The sequence below is a fragment of the Pasteurella bettyae CCUG 2042 genome, from assembly GCF_000262245.1.
GTDB classification, from domain to species: domain Bacteria; phylum Pseudomonadota; class Gammaproteobacteria; order Enterobacterales; family Pasteurellaceae; genus Basfia; species Basfia bettyae.
Map to the genome: position 1 here is coordinate 17,656 of NZ_AJSX01000022.1, position 15,887 is coordinate 33,542.

Consider the following 15,887-nt stretch of genomic DNA (forward strand, 5'->3'; position numbering starts at 1 on the left):
TAAGAAATTTTTTAATACAAATAAACTTTCCTTATGAAAATCCATGCCATCAAAACGCCACTTGTTGAACTTAAACAGATTAATGTTCTGTTTGGCGAAAAAATAGCGTTGAAAAATATCAATTTAACTATTTATCCTAATACGGTGGTAACGATTGTCGGCCCGAATGGCGGGGGGAAATCTACCCTATTAAAAGTGTTATTAAAATTACAAGCCCCAAGTGAGGGGACTGTAACATATAGCGCTAATCTACGCATTGGCTATGTTCCACAAAAAATTCATTTAGATCCGAGTTTTCCGATTACTGTAGAGAAATTTCTTGGTTTGAAAAAAGGGATTCGCCATCAAGATATTCAAGAAGCATTGCAATTACTTTCCATTAAACATCTGATTCATAACAGCATGCAAAAATTATCAGGCGGTGAAATGCAACGTGTGTTGCTTGCCCGAGCAATCCTCAACAAACCCAATTTATTAGTGCTTGATGAGCCAACTCAAGGGGTGGATTTAACGGGGCAAGCAGAATTGTATCAATTGATTCATGAAACCCGTGAAAAATTAAACTGTGCAATTTTAATGGTTTCTCATGATCTGCATATTGTGATGGCGGATACTAATGAAGTGGTGTGCATTAATCAACATATTTGTTGTGCAGGCACGCCTGAAATGGTGTCGAATGATCCTACATTTATTTATTTATTTGGCGATCAGTTCTCTAAAAATGTGGCGTTTTATACCCATCATCATAATCATCAACATAATATTCATGGTGATGTGTGCTGTTCAGGTTCACAGCATTCAGAACAATGTCTTCATCAACATCAATAACGAGATAATTTATGTTTGAAATTATTTTTCCTGCTTGGCTAACAGGAATGCTACTTTCTTTAATTACTGCACCTTTAGGCGCTTTTGTGGTATGGCGTAAAATGGCATATTTCGGTGATACCCTCTCCCATTCTGCATTATTAGGGGTTGCCATTGGGATTTTCTTAAATGTTAATCCCTATCTTGCTATTCTGATTCTTACCCTAATTTTAGCTATTGCTATGGTGTGGTTGGAAAGCCATTCTCAATTTTCTGTCGATACCATACTTGGCATTATTGCTCATAGCTGCTTATCACTAGGCGTAGTCACGGTAGGATTATTGCAAAATGTGCGGGTAGATTTAATGGGATATTTATTTGGTGATTTATTGGCAGTAAATTATCAAGACTTGATTTATATTGGTGTTGGCGTCATCGTGGTAATATCCGTCTTAATTTATCAGTGGCGACCTCTAATTTCCACCACCGTTAGCCCAGAATTAGCTCAAGTGGAAGGAATAAATATTCGCCGCATGCGATTTATTTTGATGATTTTAACCGCACTTACCATCGCTTTAAGTATGAAATTTGTCGGCGCATTAATTATTACTTCATTACTAATTATCCCTGCTGCCACCGCTCGTCGATTTGCTAAAACCCCTGAAAGCATGGTGTTCATTGCGATTATCTTAAGTATGATTGCAGTGTCATTAGGTTTATTATTATCCGCTTTCTACAATACCGCAGCAGGCCCTTCTGTAGTGATCTGTTCTTCATTTATTTTCTTAATGTCCTTATTAAAGCACTCCACTGAATAGTTTTCGTCTATCTATTGATCAAAATACCGTTCTCTTCCTCCCATGGGAGGAAGAACTTCGTTTTAAAAAATATTAGAAACAAAATTTTCTAAAAAAACACCGCACTTTTAAACATAAAACCATACTAATAAACAACTTAGAGTTTCATTAGTGATAACCTTTCACAAATAAACGTTAGGAATAGCTATTTTTTACAAAGAGCAGTTAGGCAAGATTGCAAGAAATCTCATTCATTGCTTTACAATTTAAGAAATCTCCCTACAATACACATTCCTAACGGTTCACCTTGCTGTGAATCACTGACTTGAACTCAGACAAAAAGAGAAATTTATGACTACTCCATTCAAACCAGAATTATTGTCTCCAGCAGGCACGCTTAAAAATATGCGTTATGCTTTTGCTTATGGTGCAGATGCTATTTACGCAGGGCAACCACGTTATAGCTTACGTGTTCGTAACAATGAATTTAATCACGCTACTCTAAAACAAGCCATTGATGAGGCTCATAGCTTAGGTAAAAAATTCTATGTGGTGGTAAATATTGCTCCACATAATTCAAAATTAAAAACCTTCGTTAAAGATATTAAAACCATCGTGGATATGAAGCCTGATGCATTAATTATGTCTGATCCAGGTTTAATTATGTTAGTACGTGAGAATTTTCCTGAGATTGATATTCACCTTTCAGTACAAGCGAATGCAGTTAACTGGGCAACAGTAAAATTCTGGAAACAAATGGGATTAACTCGAGTGATTCTGTCTCGTGAACTCTCCATTGAGGAAATAGCAGAAATTCGTCAACAAGTTCCAGATATTGAACTAGAAATTTTTGTACATGGTGCATTATGTATGGCTTATTCTGGACGTTGTTTACTTTCTGGTTATATTAATAAACGTGATCCTAACCAAGGCACTTGTACCAACGCTTGCCGTTGGGAATACAAAATGGAAGAAGGCACAACAGATGATGTAGGCAATATTGTAGCTAAAGAAAGTGTACAAAAATTCGAGCCTGAAATTGAGGTAAAAAATGTGGCACCCACTTTAGGTGAGGGACAAACCACTGATAAAGTTTTTCTTTATACTGAGCCACATCGCCCCGATGAGCAAATGACTGCATTTGAAGATGAACACGGCACCTATTTTATGAACTCAAAAGATCTTCGTGCCGTACAACATGTTGAAAAACTCACCCAATTAGGGGTGCATTCACTGAAAATCGAAGGACGTACAAAATCTTTCTATTACTGTGCTCGTACTGCCCAAGTGTATCGTAAAGCCATTGATGATGCTGCTGCTGGAAAACCATTTGATACCAGCTTAATGGATACTTTGGAAAGTTTAGCACACCGTGGTTATACAGAAGGATTCTTACGTCGCCATACTCATGATGAATACCAAAACTACGAATACGGTTACAGTATTTCTGAACGTCAACAATTTGTAGGTGAATTTACGGGTAAACGTAATCAACAAGGTATGGCAGAAGTTGCGGTTAAGAATAAATTCTTATTAGGCGATGAAGTAGAAATGATGACACCTAAAGGTAATATTATTTTTAAAATTGAACGCATGCTTAATCGCAAAAATGAAAATGTAGATGCAGGACTAGGAGATGGGCATTTTGTATTTTTAGATGTGCCTGCCGATATTGATTTAGACTATGCTCTATTAATGCGTAATTTAGTAAATAGTAACACGAGAAATCCACATCAAAAATAAATGTTAAAAATATGTTGCATTTATTAAATTTATGTATATAATGTTTTCCATACCCTAAAAAGTATGACTCCAAATATATTTAGCCCTTTCTATTGAAAGGGCTTTTTTTATGATGAATTTTCTAAATTACGATCTATATCGCAAAAATTCTGCATTTTTCTTCTTTCTTTGCCCGTTCTCTATAAAAATACCCTCTTGCATTTATAGTTAATTGTAAATACAATTTGAGGTAACTATGTTAATTACATATGATATAAATAAATCTCAAAGAAATATTAAATTACGAGATTTATCTTTTGAAAAAACTAAAGAATTCGATTGGGACACTGCTCTTATTTGGCAGGATGAAAGATTTCAATACTTAGAAATTCGATTTATTGCTTTGGGTTATCTAGATGAGCGACTTCATTCTATCTGTTTTACTCCTAGAGATGATAGCATTCGGATAATTAGTTTTCGTAAGGCAAATAAAAGGGAGCAAAGAAAATATGAAAGAGAATATAAGTAAACCATTACCACCTTTAGATGATGAAGATCTTCCAGAATTAACCGATGAAGAACTAGAACAGTTCCGTCCGATTGAAGAAGTGATGTCTCCAGAGTTTATGGCAATGGTACGTCAGCATATGCAAGAACATGGAATTAAATCTCATCGTGGAAAACAAAAATCGCCAACTAAAGAATTAGTATCAATTCGTTTGTCAGCAGAAGTGCTACAAAAATTCCGAGCCATGGGAAAAGGCTGGCAAAGTAAGATTGATAAAGTCTTACTTGATTATGTTCATTCAAGTTTGTAATTTTAGAAAACAAAAACACGAGTCTAAGCTCGTGTTTTTTATTTCAGAAAGGAAAATTATTTTCCCCAAACTTCTTCTGCAATGCTACGAATGAATTCTAACTTCGCCCATTGTTGTTCTTCAGTAAGAATATTACCTTCTTCCGTTGAGGCAAAACCACATTGCGGACTCAAACAAAGTTGATTGATATCCACATATTGTGTCACTTCCTTGATACGAGCAATAATATCATCACGATTTTCTAATGCGCCATCCTTAGATGTTACTAAGCCTAAAACCACTTGCTGATCTTTAATAAAACGTAATGGTTTAAAATCTCCCGCACGATCCGAATCATATTCTAAGAAGAAACCATCTACACGGCATGTACCAAATAAAGTTTCAGCAACAGGCTCATACCCACCCGCAGAGAACCAAGTTGAACGGAAATTACCACGGCAAATATGCATGGTTAATGCAAGATCCTCTGGTTTAGCATCAGCAATTTTGTTGAGCATATAAACATAATCTTTAGCAATTTGGTCTAAATCAAGACCTCGTTCTTTATAAGTTTTACGTTTATCTTCTGCACAAAATTCGCCCCAACTTGTATCATCTAATTGAAGATTACGGCAACCTAATTTATAGAAGATATTCATTGCTTTGATATAGGCATTAGCAATGTCATCTAATAATAATGAGTTGTTGTTTTCATAACGTGGAATTGGCACATAATCCGTTGCTCGTACATTAGTGATAAGATGTAACATTGATGGTGAAGGAATGGTAAATTTTACTTCTGTACCATTGGCAATTTTTTGCACTGAACGAAAATGTTCAACAAAAGGATGAGATTCAGAAAAATCAATTTTATCAATAATTTTTAATGTTTTAGGACGAACATCATGATGTTTGAATTGGACTGAAAATTTTTCTGCGTCTATTTCTTCTACACCATCTAGTGCTGCTAAAAAATCCATATGCCAAAATGTACGGCGAAATTCGCCATCTGTTACCGCATGTAGCCCTACATTTTTTTGTTGGGTCACTAATTTAGCGATTTCTTCGTCTTCCACTTGAGTGAGATCGGCACAAGATATGTCACCACAGCTACATTGATGACGTGCTTTTTTAATCGCCTCTGAACGTAAGAAACTGCCTACAATATCAAAACGGTATGGCGCTTGTGTACGTGGTTGGGCATTGGGGAATAAGTTACTCATTTTAATTTCCTAGATTTTGTTTTTATTGTTGAAACGATTCTAACAAATATTTCTTGCTAATGGGGATGAAAAATATTCCCTCACAATATGAAAATCATTCATATTGTGAGATAGAGATTAAAATAAAGGCATTTACTGATACTATGCCTTTAAAAAGTGCGGTTTAAAAGCAGAAAATTTTAACCATAGGTAATAATTTCTGTATGGTCTAAATGAATCTCGCTTTGTGCAAGTTTCGTCTCTGCAATCACTTTACCCTGACGAATTGAATATCGAGTAGGCACTTGGCGACGTACCGCATCAAAGCCATTTTCTGCGGGCAAAATAATTAAATTAGCTGAATGACCTTCTTTGATACCGTAATCTGTTAAACCTAAAGTTTTTGCACTGTTTTCTGTGATCAGTTTTAATCCATCATTAATTTGTCCATAACCCATTAGCTGACAGACATGGAGCCCCATATGGAGAACTTGTAACATATTTGCCGTACCTAATGGATACCAGGGATCAAACACATCATCATGGCCGAAACACACATTAATATTCGCTTTCAACATTTCTTTTACCCGAGTAATACCTCGACGTTTTGGGTAACTATCGAAACGACCTTGTAAATGAATGTTTACCAGTGGATTGGCAACAAAATGAATTTTTGACATTTTCAATAAACGGAATAAACGTGAAGCATAAGCACCATTGTAAGAATGCATTGCTGTCGTATGACTGGCAGTCACTTTTTCACCCATTTCATATTTAAGTGCGAGTGCGGCGACAGTTTCCACAAAACGAGATTGTTCATCATCAATTTCATCACAATGGATATCCATTTGTTTACCATATTTACGAGCAATCTTAAATGCAATATGCATTGATTCCACACCGTATTCACGAGTAAATTCAAAATGAGGAATACCACCAACAACATCAGCGCCTAATTGCATGGCTTTATCTAATAAGGCTTCACCATTAGGATAAGAAAGAATACCTTCTTGTGGAAAGGCAACAATTTGCACATCAACCCAAGGAGCAACTTCTTTTTTCACTTCAAGCATCGCTTTAAGTGCCGTTAAATTTGGGTCTGATACGTCTACGTGAGTGCGAACATATTGAATACCATTTGCAATTTGCCATTTTAGCGTTTTCCATGCTCGTTGTTTGACGTCTTCATGGCTGAGTAATTGCTTACGTTCTGCCCAACGTTCAATTCCTTCAAATAAAGTTCCTGATTGGTTCCAATTAGGCTGACCAGCGGTTTGAGTGGCATCTAAATGGATATGAGGTTCGACAAATGGTGGATAGACAATGCCATTTTCTCCATCAAGTACATCACCTGAAAAATCAATTTGTTCATCATTAGGAAGAATTTTGCTGATTTTGCCATTTTCAATCAAAATCTGCCATAAACCTTCACGATCTGCTAAGTGCGTATTTTTGATTAACATAGTTTGTTCCTATTAATTGAGCAGGTTAAAACCTGCCCGATGATCACTTATTATCTTAATTTAGCGAATAATGGATTTAAGATAAAGTATGCTATCGCACCACCTAATACCGCATTGACTGGAATAATCCCGGCAATAAATTGACCGCATAAGACACCTACTGCCACCGCTAAAATAGCGGCCCAATTGATAGTAACAAAATGTGCTTTTTCAAAATCTGCATAGGATTTATTGCGTAAAATATAATCCGCAATGATCACGCCGCCCACGGGCGGTATTGCTGCTGATAAGAAAGTTAACCAACCTACGAAGTTATTGTATAACCATAATGCACAGATAGTCCCAATGATACCATTGGCTACAGATAATGGACGGCTACTTAATCCTGTAATATTGGCGAAACCTAATCCTGATGCATAAAGTGCATTATCATTAGTTGTCCAAATATTTAAACCTAATACAATGATCGCTGGAATAATTAACCCTTGAGCCACCATCACATCAGAAATATCTGACATTCCTTTTACCGCTGCTCCTGCGGCACCAAATACAAACATTAAAGTATTGCCTAAGAAGAAAGCTATCATCGCAATAACAATAGCTTGTTTAGCACGTTTACCAAAACGTACAAAGTCAGCGGTTAATGTGCCTGCACTGATAAATGAACCGACAACTAATGCGATAGCTTGTGCATTTGAAATTGTTTCTTTAGGCTGCATTCCTTGTAATACCTCTAAACCACCGACTTCGGTTACCGCTAAATAAACAGAGTAGCAACCTAAAATTGCAATCGCAGGCACCGCAATTAATGACAAAATCGTTAAAGCTGAAATACCAAAGAATACGGTTATGGTCATTAATAAACCAGAACCAAAAATAAGATAGTTAACATCGATACCCGTTACTTTGTTTACTGGAATTGCAAACATGGCAACACCAACACCAAACCAACCGACTTGTGTTCCACCCAATAATAATGATGGTAACCAAGAACCTTTCACACCGAATGAATAACGAGCGAGAATGTGAGTTGTGAGGCCAGTTTTCGCACCGATATAACCTAAAGCTGAAGTATAGATACCTAACATTAAATTACCAATAATGACTGCAAACCAGAAATTATCATAAGTTAATTGTGTACCTAAAGTGCCACCTGTCCACATACTAGCGGAGAAAAATGTTAGGCCGAGCATAACAAAAGTTAATGCAACAGCCCCTTTCCGTTCACTTTGTGGAACGGGTTTTAAACTGTAATTTTCATGACTCATAACGTATTTTTTTATCCTCTCTGAAATAAAATTAAAAATACGAGCGGATTATATACTCAAAGCAAACGTTTGCCTATGCCTTTTATAAAATAAAATTTTTTTATTTTATGCCGCACTTTTATTATTCAATATTTTCTCTTTTGCGATAAAGATCGAAAAATTCTCATCACAAACTTCACTCTTTTACAGCAGATGATAAAAAGCTAATTTTTAAATAAGAGAAGAGAATAATGAATAAATGGATTTTAACCTTATGTTTATTAAGTTTAAGTATTGAAAGTAAAACACCTCATCTGATGCTGTTAAGCTCTTACAAAGATCAAAATATTGAAGGTTGGGTGATGAGCGAAAAACTCGATGGTGTGCGAGGATACTGGGATGGCAAACAATTATTCACAAGGCAAGGTACGAAACTTTCAGTGCCAGAATATTTTATTCAAGATTTTCCCCCTTTTCCAATTGATGGAGAATTATTTAATGAACGCAATCAATTTGAAAAAATAGCTTCAATTACAAGCTCCTTAGAAGATAAAGGTTGGCACCAATTAAAACTTTATGTTTTTGACGTGCCAGAAGCACAGGGCAATCTGTTTGAACGTTTAGCTGTCCTTGAAAATTTTCTCAAAAATCACCGCACTTCTTATATTCAAATAATTGAACAAATTCCAATTAAAAATCAACAACATATTCAGCAATTTTTACAACATGTTGAACAGCAAAAAGGCGAAGGAATTGTATTGCGTAATCCAAACGCACCATATGAAAGAAAACGCAGCCATCAGATTTTAAAATTAAAATCTCAGTTAGATGAAGAATGTACGGTGATCGAACATCATAAAGGCAAGGGGCAATTCGAAAAAGTTTTGGGATCGCTTACTTGCGAAAATCATCGAGGAAAATTTAAGATTGGTTCAGGATTTAAACTAGCAGATAGGATTAATCCTCCTAGTTTAGGTTCAATTATTACCTATAAGTATCGAGGATTAACCAAAACTGGAAAACCAAGATTTGCCACTTATTGGCGAGTAAAAGAAGAATTTTCTGAAAAATAACCGCAGTTTTACTATAACAAAGCCTACTCGAGTAGGCTTTTTTAAACTTCAATTAGTACAAGAATAGCTGCATCACCACCCCATTCTTTGGGAGCTCTATGTAATGCTTTTACTCTTGGATGCTGAACTAACCAACGTGGAATTTGGCGTTTTAAGGTGTAAGTCCCATAACCAGTCATAATGCTCGCACAATAAATATGCTCATCAATGCATGCCTGAATTAAACTGGCTAATTCCAATTTAGCTTGTTCTCGAGTTAACCCATGTAAATCTAAAAATAACTCTGGTGAAAAATCACCACGGCGTAATTGTTTGAGCAAATAACTATCTTCTCCTTTTCTCAAATACTTCACTGCATCTTCTTCATTTAATAGCGGTTCATATTCATCGGAAAAATAAAATAAGGTATCAGCTTGCTCGCGAATTTCACGTTGCTCTGATTTTTTCTTTACATTAATTTGTTTTGGCGGAACATAAGTATTCTGTTTAATTTTTTTAACCCCTTGAATACTTTCACGAAACAAATTTATATCTTCATCCTCTAACATTATTGCCTCTAAATACAGATATTTACTGATATGATAGCACATATAGCGTATAATGTTGCGGAATTAATCCTAGATAGAGATTTCTTCAACAGAGATTTTCTCTAACATTTAGCTATAGGTATTATTATGACCACATCTACCTTCAATCAAGAACTTATTGAGTTCATTCAAAACGACGACATCACTAATCAACTACATACTATTAAAGATTATTTCCGTTGGACTTATAGTAATTTTAATCGCTCAGATATTTACTACGGACATGGTCAGGACAATAGTTGGGATGAATCTGTCCAATTAGTTTTATCAGGTTTAGATCTCCCCTTAGATCTTCCTAATGAGCTATATGAAACTCGTCTTACCCTATCGGAAAAACAGGCTATTATTGAGTTAGTTATTCAACGTTTAGCAAAACGTTTACCTGTGGCTTATTTGACCAATTCATCTTGGTTCTGTGGATTGGAATTTTATGTAGATGAACGTGTGATTATTCCTCGCTCTCCTATCAGTGCATTAATTGAAGATCGTTTCCAAAGTTTATTAGGCAAAGAACCTAAACGTATTTTAGATATGTGTACAGGCAGTGGTTGCATTGCTATTGCTTGTGCCGAACAATTTAAAGAGGCTGAAGTAGATGCGGTGGATCTTTCAACTGATGCTCTCAATGTTGCGGAAATTAATATTGAGCGGTATAACTTGTTAGATCGTGTATTCCCATTACAATCTGATTTATTTGATAATCTTCCTACAGATAAATATGATCTAATTGTTTCTAATCCTCCTTATGTAGATCAAGAAGATCTTGATGATATGCCTGAAGAATTTCATCATGAACCTGAAATGGCACTAGGTTCTGGTTTTGATGGATTGGATATCACCAAACGTATTCTCGCTACCGCAGCAAATTATCTTAATGATAATGGTGTATTAGTTTGTGAAGTGGGTAATAGCATGATTCATTTGATAGAGCAATATCCAAATGTTCCTTTTAATTGGCTAGAATTACGCAATGGCGGCTTAGGGGTTTTTGCTTTAACTAAAGCACAATTAGTTGAACATCAAGCTGAATTTTTAAAATAAAATTTGTGTTAGATTAAAAAGGGAAACATTTGTTTCCCTTTTATTTTAATTGATAAGAAAAATCACATGAAATTCATCATACAATGTTTTCACAGGTTATAATTTAATTAGCCTTTAATGAATTTTTCACCAGATGCAATATCAGCATGTAAGGTTTCTAACATACCTTTTAATGCTTCTTCTTCAAAGGCACTTAATTTGCCTAAAGGTAAGAATTCTTCAACACCTTCTTTACCTAAACGCACTGGTTGTGCAAAGAAACGAGCATATTTCCCGTCACCTTCAACATAAGAACATTCAACCACTTTAGCACCATTTAAACCTTTCACTAATGATAAGCAGAAACGTGCTGCAGCTTGTGCCATTGAAAGAGTTGCAGATCCGCCACCCGCTTTAGCTTCAACAACTTCAGTACCTGCGTTTTGAATACGTTTTGTTAAAGTTTCAATTTCTTCAGCACTTGACCATTCTACATTTTGAACTTGAGATAATAATGGAAGAATAGTTACACCAGAGTGACCACCGATAACAGGAATAGTTACACGAGTTGGATCTAAGCCTTTTAATTCACCGATGAATGTTTCAGAACGAAGCGTATCTAATGTAGTAACACCAAATAATTTACGTTTGTCATAAACTCCCGCTTTTTTCAACACTTCAGCAGCAATAGCCACTGTTGCATTAACTGGGTTAGTAATAATAGCAACACAAGCTTTTGGACAAACCTCCGCAACTTTTTCAATTAAACTACGAATAATATTCGCATTCACATCAAATAAGTCAGCACGTGTCATACCTGGTTTACGAGCAACCCCAGCTGAAATTAAGACAATATCCGCACCTTTTAAGGCATCTGAAGGATCAGTACCTGCAAATCCTTCTACAGCAACCTCAGTTGGAATATGGCTAATATCTTTTGCCACCCCTGGAGTAACTGGTGCAACGTCATATAAGGATAACGCTGAACCTGCTGGTAATTGTAACTTTAATAATAGTGCTAATGCTTGGCCAATACCGCCTGCGGCACCTAGAACTGCTACTTTCATTTGGATCTCCTATTAATTTAAATAACTCTTAACGGTCAGGAGTATAAAATTAATGCTTATGAATTACAAATACAACAATTCAATTTTGAGATCTAGCACAAATTTTTTGTTTTTTTATTCTTTTTTGAAGCCTATTCATAAAACTTTTTATTGCAAATTTTTGCATTTTTATGCAAAATCTAGGCAATTTTACATGTAAGAGAAATGGATATGACAACAGGGAAAACAGATAATTTACTGGCAGTTTTTAAAGAGTTATTATCACAAGAACGTTTTGGCTCACAAAGCGAAATTGTTGCTGCATTGCAAGAGCTAGGTTTTACTAATATTAACCAGTCAAAAGTTTCTCGTATGTTAAGTAAATTTGGGGCAGTGCGTACACGTAATACTCGTATGGAAATGGTTTATTGTTTACCCAATGAATTGAGTGTACCTAACACAAGTAGCCCGCTAAAAAATTTAGTTATAGATATTGATCATAATGATTTTGTTATTGTGGTTAAAACTAGCCCTGGTGCAGCTCAACTTATTGCTCGTTTATTAGATTCAGTAGGAAAAGCAGAAGGAATATTAGGTACCATTGCTGGTGATGATACAATCTTCATTACACCGACCAAAGGGACTTCTATCAGCACCCTGATTGGTAATATTCAACCATTATTTGAAAATTCTTTATAGATAATATGAACATTCTGATTACTGGCGCAACAGGATTAGTAGGAACTGCTCTGATTCCACAATTACTTGCCCAGCATCATCATATTACTGCCCTAACCCGCTCTATAAAAAAAGCGAAACAAAAATGCTCATTTGCTATTGACTGGATTGAGCAATTAGAAAATTTTACTAATTTAGATCAATTTGATGTCGTGATTAATCTTGCAGGGGAACCTATTTTCAATCACCCATGGACTAATGCACAAAAAGTGCGGTTAAAAAATAGTAGAATTTTATTAACTCAACAATTATCAACCCTCATCAATCAAGGTAATCATCCACCTTTATTCATTTCAGGATCTGCTACTGGTTATTATGGTGATGGTCAGCAGAAAATTTTGACTGAAAATTCACCGCCAGATAATTCATTTACCTCAGAATTATGCCAAGCCTGGGAACAATCGGCTTTAAATGCAAACACCCGAGTTTGTATTATTCGTACAGGCATGATAATGGCACCTAAAGGCGGTGCATTAGCTAAAATGTTACCGATTTATCGATTAGGGTTAGGCGGGAAATTGGGCTCAGGACAACAATACTGGCCTTGGATTGCTTTAGAGGATATGGTGAATGGCATTAACTTTTTACTCAATCATAAAACTACTTCTGGGATTTTTAATTTCACCGCCCCTAATCCCGTACATAATAGTGAATTTAATCAAATTTTGGCAAACACATTAAAACGTTTTCATTTCGCAATGGTTCCCGCCTTTCTATTAAAATTCCTGTTTGGCGAACGTGTGCAATTATTATTAGATAGTCAAAATGTGTATCCAACGCATCTATTAAAATTAGGCTATCAATTCAAATTTGAAACCCTAGCAGACTATTTTCAAAAAAAATTTCAAAAATAAAACCGCAGTTTTTTCACTGTCAAAACTGCGGTCAATCCTACAAAAATTTTCGTCTATAATTGATGATAAACTTTCAATGCATAAGCATCGGACATGCCCGCAATATAATCACAAATAATACGATGTTTACCATCTTCAGGTGCATTTTGCCAACGTTTAACAGTATTGCGAGGCAGTAATCTTTCAGGATCAGAGGCGAACACTTGGAACATTTCTGTTAACATTCGTTGACCTTTATACTCAATACGTTGATTCTCTACATCTTTAATCACATATTTCAATACGAAATTTTTAAATATATTTAGTGCTTTTAAGGCATTTTCAGGTAATTCTGCATTATAACGAAGTAAAGGCTCATCAAAATTATCTGTTAATTTCCATCTTACATGAGTAATAAAATAGTTTACCAATGCACCGATAGCATTTTTACGTAAATAATGTTGATCAGAAAAAAGCTTTTCAGTAATTTGATCAATATTCTCTTTAAACCATATGGAATCACATCTCTTAAATTGCTCTACTGCCTCTTGCCACTGATGGCGATTCACTAAACCTACCACCACAGCATCTTCAAAATCATGCACTCCATAGGCAATATCATCGGCTAATTCCATAATACTGCAATCTAAAGATTTAAATTTGGTTTTTAAAGTTTCAGATGGGGATTGACGAGCGCGTTGGAACTGGCTAAATAACTCACGATCCGAATTTGATAGCGGACTAAGTAACCAATCAAACATTGCTAAATCATCATAGAATAAGCCTTTACCTGGACGCCAATCATTTATTTTCACCAAACGTGCATCATGACTGGTCTGTAAATTAAGTTTGTGATATTCGGGAGAAGAAATATCCAATGATGTCGGATATTTTACTAAACCTAAAATTGTTCGACGTGTTAAATTCATGCCTGCATCTAGGCTATAAGGTTCAAGGCGAGTAACAATTCTAAAAGTTTGTGCATTGCCTTCAAAACCATGATGCTCTCTCATCATATAATTAAGTGCCACTTCCCCACCATGCCCAAAAGGAGGATGACCAATATCATGAGCAAAGCAAAGGCTTTCGATTAAATCTGTAGTCGGTAATAAATTTTTTAATGCTTGTTGTAATGAAGCTGAATCTTGCTTCAAATCACAAGCTAAATGCGACACACTATCAGCAAATCTCATTTGAGCCACGAGGCTACTACCAATTTGTGCGACTTCTAAAGAATGGGTCAAGCGGGTACGATAAAAATCATTTTCTCCCACTGCATGAATTTGGGTTTTTGCCTGTAAGCAACGGAACGCCGCACTATGTAAAATACGCCCTCTATCACGACAATAGGGCGGACGATGGTCGTTTTCTCTTGCAGGATCAGCTAAATAACGTTGTTGCCAAATATTATTAATTTCAAATTTTTCCATAGTAATCATGACATAAAAAGTGTAACTAATTTAAATACTAGCGGTGCCAGTAATGAACTAATAATCCCACATAATACTAAAGAAATTGAACTATAATTACCAGCTTTAGGATCCACTTCAAAGCAACTTACGGTACCTAAAGCATGGGATACGGAACCAATAGATAACCCGATTGCTTCCGAATGCTTCAATTTCAGTTTTTTCAGTACAACATAACCAAAAATAGAGCCTTGTAGCCCTGCAACAATGACGCCAACGGCTGCCACAGCAGGAAGCCCACCAATATTTGACGCAATAGCCATAGCAATAGGCGTTGTCACCGACTTTGGTAAAACAGAGGCAACGACTTCTAATGAGCCACCTAAAAGAACCGCTAATAATGCACCTGTGAACATTGAAAACAAAGATGATGTAACTATAATTAATAAAATAGCTTTCCAACGTGCCGCAATTTGCCCAGCCTGTTGATATAAAGGTAAGGCTAGAGCCACAACACTCACTCCAAGTAAATTATTAATTGGTGCATTACCTTGCATATAACTATCATAAGGAATTTTTGTGAGAAGTAAAAATCCCACTAAAAGAATAACTGTCACAACAAACGTATTTAAAAAAACAGATTTAATGCGTTTAGTAAATTGCAAAGCACAACAAAAAGCAACAATGGTAAGTAATGAATAAAGATAAATCATTAGAGGACTCCTTTATTCACATTAACATGGTGCTTTTTAATCACTTTTTTACGCAATCGGGTAAAAGAATTTAGTGAGAATAAATAATCCGCAAGAAAGCCTATAACAATTAAACTTACACAAGTACTCACAATATTTGGCAGGAGCAATGAAGTCGCTTGTGAAATTAATAAATCAGAATATTTAATAATTCCCACACTCACAGGCACAAATAACACCGCCATATAACGAATTAATAATGAAGCACCGAAAAATACCCATTCTAATTTTATCGCTTGTGTAGTTAAACCAAAAAAAAGCAGTAATAAGCCTAAAATACTACCTGGAATACCTAAAGGAATAACTTGAGTAATCCATTCTCCAATAAACAAAATAATATATAAAATAAGCAGAGAACGTACTAGTAGAAAAAATTTTTGTGTCATAAAATCTT

At 35.5% G+C, this 15,887-nt stretch carries 17 protein-coding genes; 9 read left to right on the plus strand and 8 right to left on the minus strand.

Going from position 1 to position 15,887, the window contains the following annotated elements; genetic code table 11:
* The first annotated feature begins 33 nt into the window (after positions 1–33).
* From znuC to HMPREF1052_RS04250, 5 genes are all read left to right on the plus strand, one after another.
* Entirely contained in the window at positions 34–828 is a 795-nt protein-coding gene (znuC, locus tag HMPREF1052_RS04230; protein WP_005760036.1) for a zinc ABC transporter ATP-binding protein ZnuC, read from the plus strand.
* Positions 829–839: 11 nt separating this feature from the next.
* On the plus strand, positions 840–1,625 hold the full coding sequence (znuB, locus tag HMPREF1052_RS04235; RefSeq protein ID WP_005760012.1) for a zinc ABC transporter permease subunit ZnuB: 786 nt from the start codon (positions 840–842) through the stop codon (positions 1,623–1,625).
* A gap of 330 nt (positions 1,626–1,955) precedes the next feature.
* Positions 1,956–3,347 carry a prephenate-dependent tRNA uridine(34) hydroxylase TrhP gene (trhP, locus tag HMPREF1052_RS04240; protein ID WP_005760129.1) on the plus strand — a complete coding sequence of 464 codons (1,392 nt, stop codon included), beginning with the start codon at positions 1,956–1,958 and terminating at the stop codon, positions 3,345–3,347.
* 235 nt (positions 3,348–3,582) lie between these two features.
* A complete protein-coding gene (locus tag HMPREF1052_RS04245) occupies positions 3,583–3,855 on the plus strand; it encodes a BrnT family toxin (protein WP_040596283.1) in 273 nt (90 codons plus the stop codon).
* Positions 3,836–4,144: a BrnA antitoxin family protein gene (locus HMPREF1052_RS04250; protein ID WP_005760115.1), complete on the plus strand. Its 309-nt coding sequence runs from the start codon at positions 3,836–3,838 to the stop codon at positions 4,142–4,144. Before HMPREF1052_RS04245 ends, HMPREF1052_RS04250 begins: the two co-directional genes overlap by 20 nt.
* Positions 4,145–4,200: 56 nt before the next feature.
* Here HMPREF1052_RS04250 and HMPREF1052_RS04255 read toward each other — a convergent pair whose 3' ends face one another.
* The 3 genes from HMPREF1052_RS04255 to codB all read right to left on the minus strand — a co-directional run bounded on the left by HMPREF1052_RS04255 (position 4,201) and on the right by codB (position 8,056).
* Positions 4,201–5,346, minus strand: coding sequence for a 5-methyltetrahydropteroyltriglutamate--homocysteine S-methyltransferase (locus HMPREF1052_RS04255; protein ID WP_005760150.1), 1,146 nt, complete (start codon positions 5,344–5,346; stop codon positions 4,201–4,203).
* A gap of 179 nt (positions 5,347–5,525) precedes the next feature.
* Entirely contained in the window at positions 5,526–6,788 is a 1,263-nt protein-coding gene (locus HMPREF1052_RS04260; protein WP_005760015.1) for a cytosine deaminase, read from the minus strand.
* 50 nt (positions 6,789–6,838) lie between these two features.
* Positions 6,839–8,056 (minus strand): cytosine permease, encoded by a 1,218-nt coding sequence (codB, locus tag HMPREF1052_RS04265; protein WP_005760027.1) that lies wholly within the window; start codon positions 8,054–8,056, stop codon positions 6,839–6,841.
* A gap of 230 nt (positions 8,057–8,286) precedes the next feature.
* On the opposite strand from codB, the gene HMPREF1052_RS04270 reads away from it, so the two are divergent.
* Entirely contained in the window at positions 8,287–9,108 is an 822-nt protein-coding gene (locus HMPREF1052_RS04270; RefSeq protein WP_005760173.1) for a DNA ligase, read from the plus strand.
* 41 nt (positions 9,109–9,149) lie between these two features.
* On the opposite strand, the gene smrB is transcribed toward HMPREF1052_RS04270, so the two are convergent.
* The gene (smrB, locus tag HMPREF1052_RS04275; protein ID WP_005760057.1) at positions 9,150–9,656 is read right to left on the minus strand and encodes an endonuclease SmrB; all 507 of its coding nucleotides are present in this window, start codon (positions 9,654–9,656) and stop codon (positions 9,150–9,152) included.
* Positions 9,657–9,782: 126 nt separating this feature from the next.
* On the opposite strand from smrB, the gene prmB reads away from it, so the two are divergent.
* Positions 9,783–10,736 carry a 50S ribosomal protein L3 N(5)-glutamine methyltransferase gene (gene prmB, locus HMPREF1052_RS04280; RefSeq protein ID WP_005760126.1) on the plus strand — a complete coding sequence of 318 codons (954 nt, stop codon included), beginning with the start codon at positions 9,783–9,785 and terminating at the stop codon, positions 10,734–10,736.
* A gap of 107 nt (positions 10,737–10,843) precedes the next feature.
* Here the strand turns inward: prmB and mdh are convergent, their stop codons facing one another.
* On the minus strand, positions 10,844–11,782 hold the full coding sequence (mdh, locus tag HMPREF1052_RS04285) for a malate dehydrogenase (RefSeq protein ID WP_005760117.1): 939 nt from the start codon (positions 11,780–11,782) through the stop codon (positions 10,844–10,846).
* Between the two features lie 210 nt (positions 11,783–11,992).
* Here mdh and argR point away from each other — a divergent pair, with 210 nt between their 5' ends.
* Both argR and HMPREF1052_RS04295 read left to right on the plus strand, forming a co-directional pair.
* Complete coding sequence (gene argR / locus HMPREF1052_RS04290) at positions 11,993–12,460, plus strand: transcriptional regulator ArgR (RefSeq protein WP_040596285.1); 468 nt, start codon at positions 11,993–11,995, stop codon at positions 12,458–12,460.
* A 5-nt stretch (positions 12,461–12,465) separates the two neighbouring features.
* On the plus strand, positions 12,466–13,353 hold the full coding sequence (locus HMPREF1052_RS04295) for a TIGR01777 family oxidoreductase (protein ID WP_005759980.1): 888 nt from the start codon (positions 12,466–12,468) through the stop codon (positions 13,351–13,353).
* Between the two features lie 53 nt (positions 13,354–13,406).
* Here HMPREF1052_RS04295 and HMPREF1052_RS04300 read toward each other — a convergent pair whose 3' ends face one another.
* Genes HMPREF1052_RS04300 through HMPREF1052_RS04310 form a run of 3 tightly spaced genes read right to left on the minus strand, consistent with a single transcriptional unit; the run spans position 13,407 to position 15,879 of the window.
* Positions 13,407–14,762 (minus strand): anti-phage deoxyguanosine triphosphatase, encoded by a 1,356-nt coding sequence (locus tag HMPREF1052_RS04300; RefSeq protein ID WP_005760014.1) that lies wholly within the window; start codon positions 14,760–14,762, stop codon positions 13,407–13,409.
* 5 nt (positions 14,763–14,767) lie between these two features.
* The gene (locus HMPREF1052_RS04305) at positions 14,768–15,454 is read right to left on the minus strand and encodes a CidB/LrgB family autolysis modulator (RefSeq protein ID WP_005760049.1); all 687 of its coding nucleotides are present in this window, start codon (positions 15,452–15,454) and stop codon (positions 14,768–14,770) included.
* Positions 15,454–15,879, minus strand: coding sequence for a CidA/LrgA family protein (locus HMPREF1052_RS04310; RefSeq protein ID WP_005760120.1), 426 nt, complete (start codon positions 15,877–15,879; stop codon positions 15,454–15,456). The genes HMPREF1052_RS04305 and HMPREF1052_RS04310 overlap by 1 nt, the downstream gene beginning before the upstream one ends.
* Between the last annotated feature and the right edge of the window lie 8 nt (positions 15,880–15,887).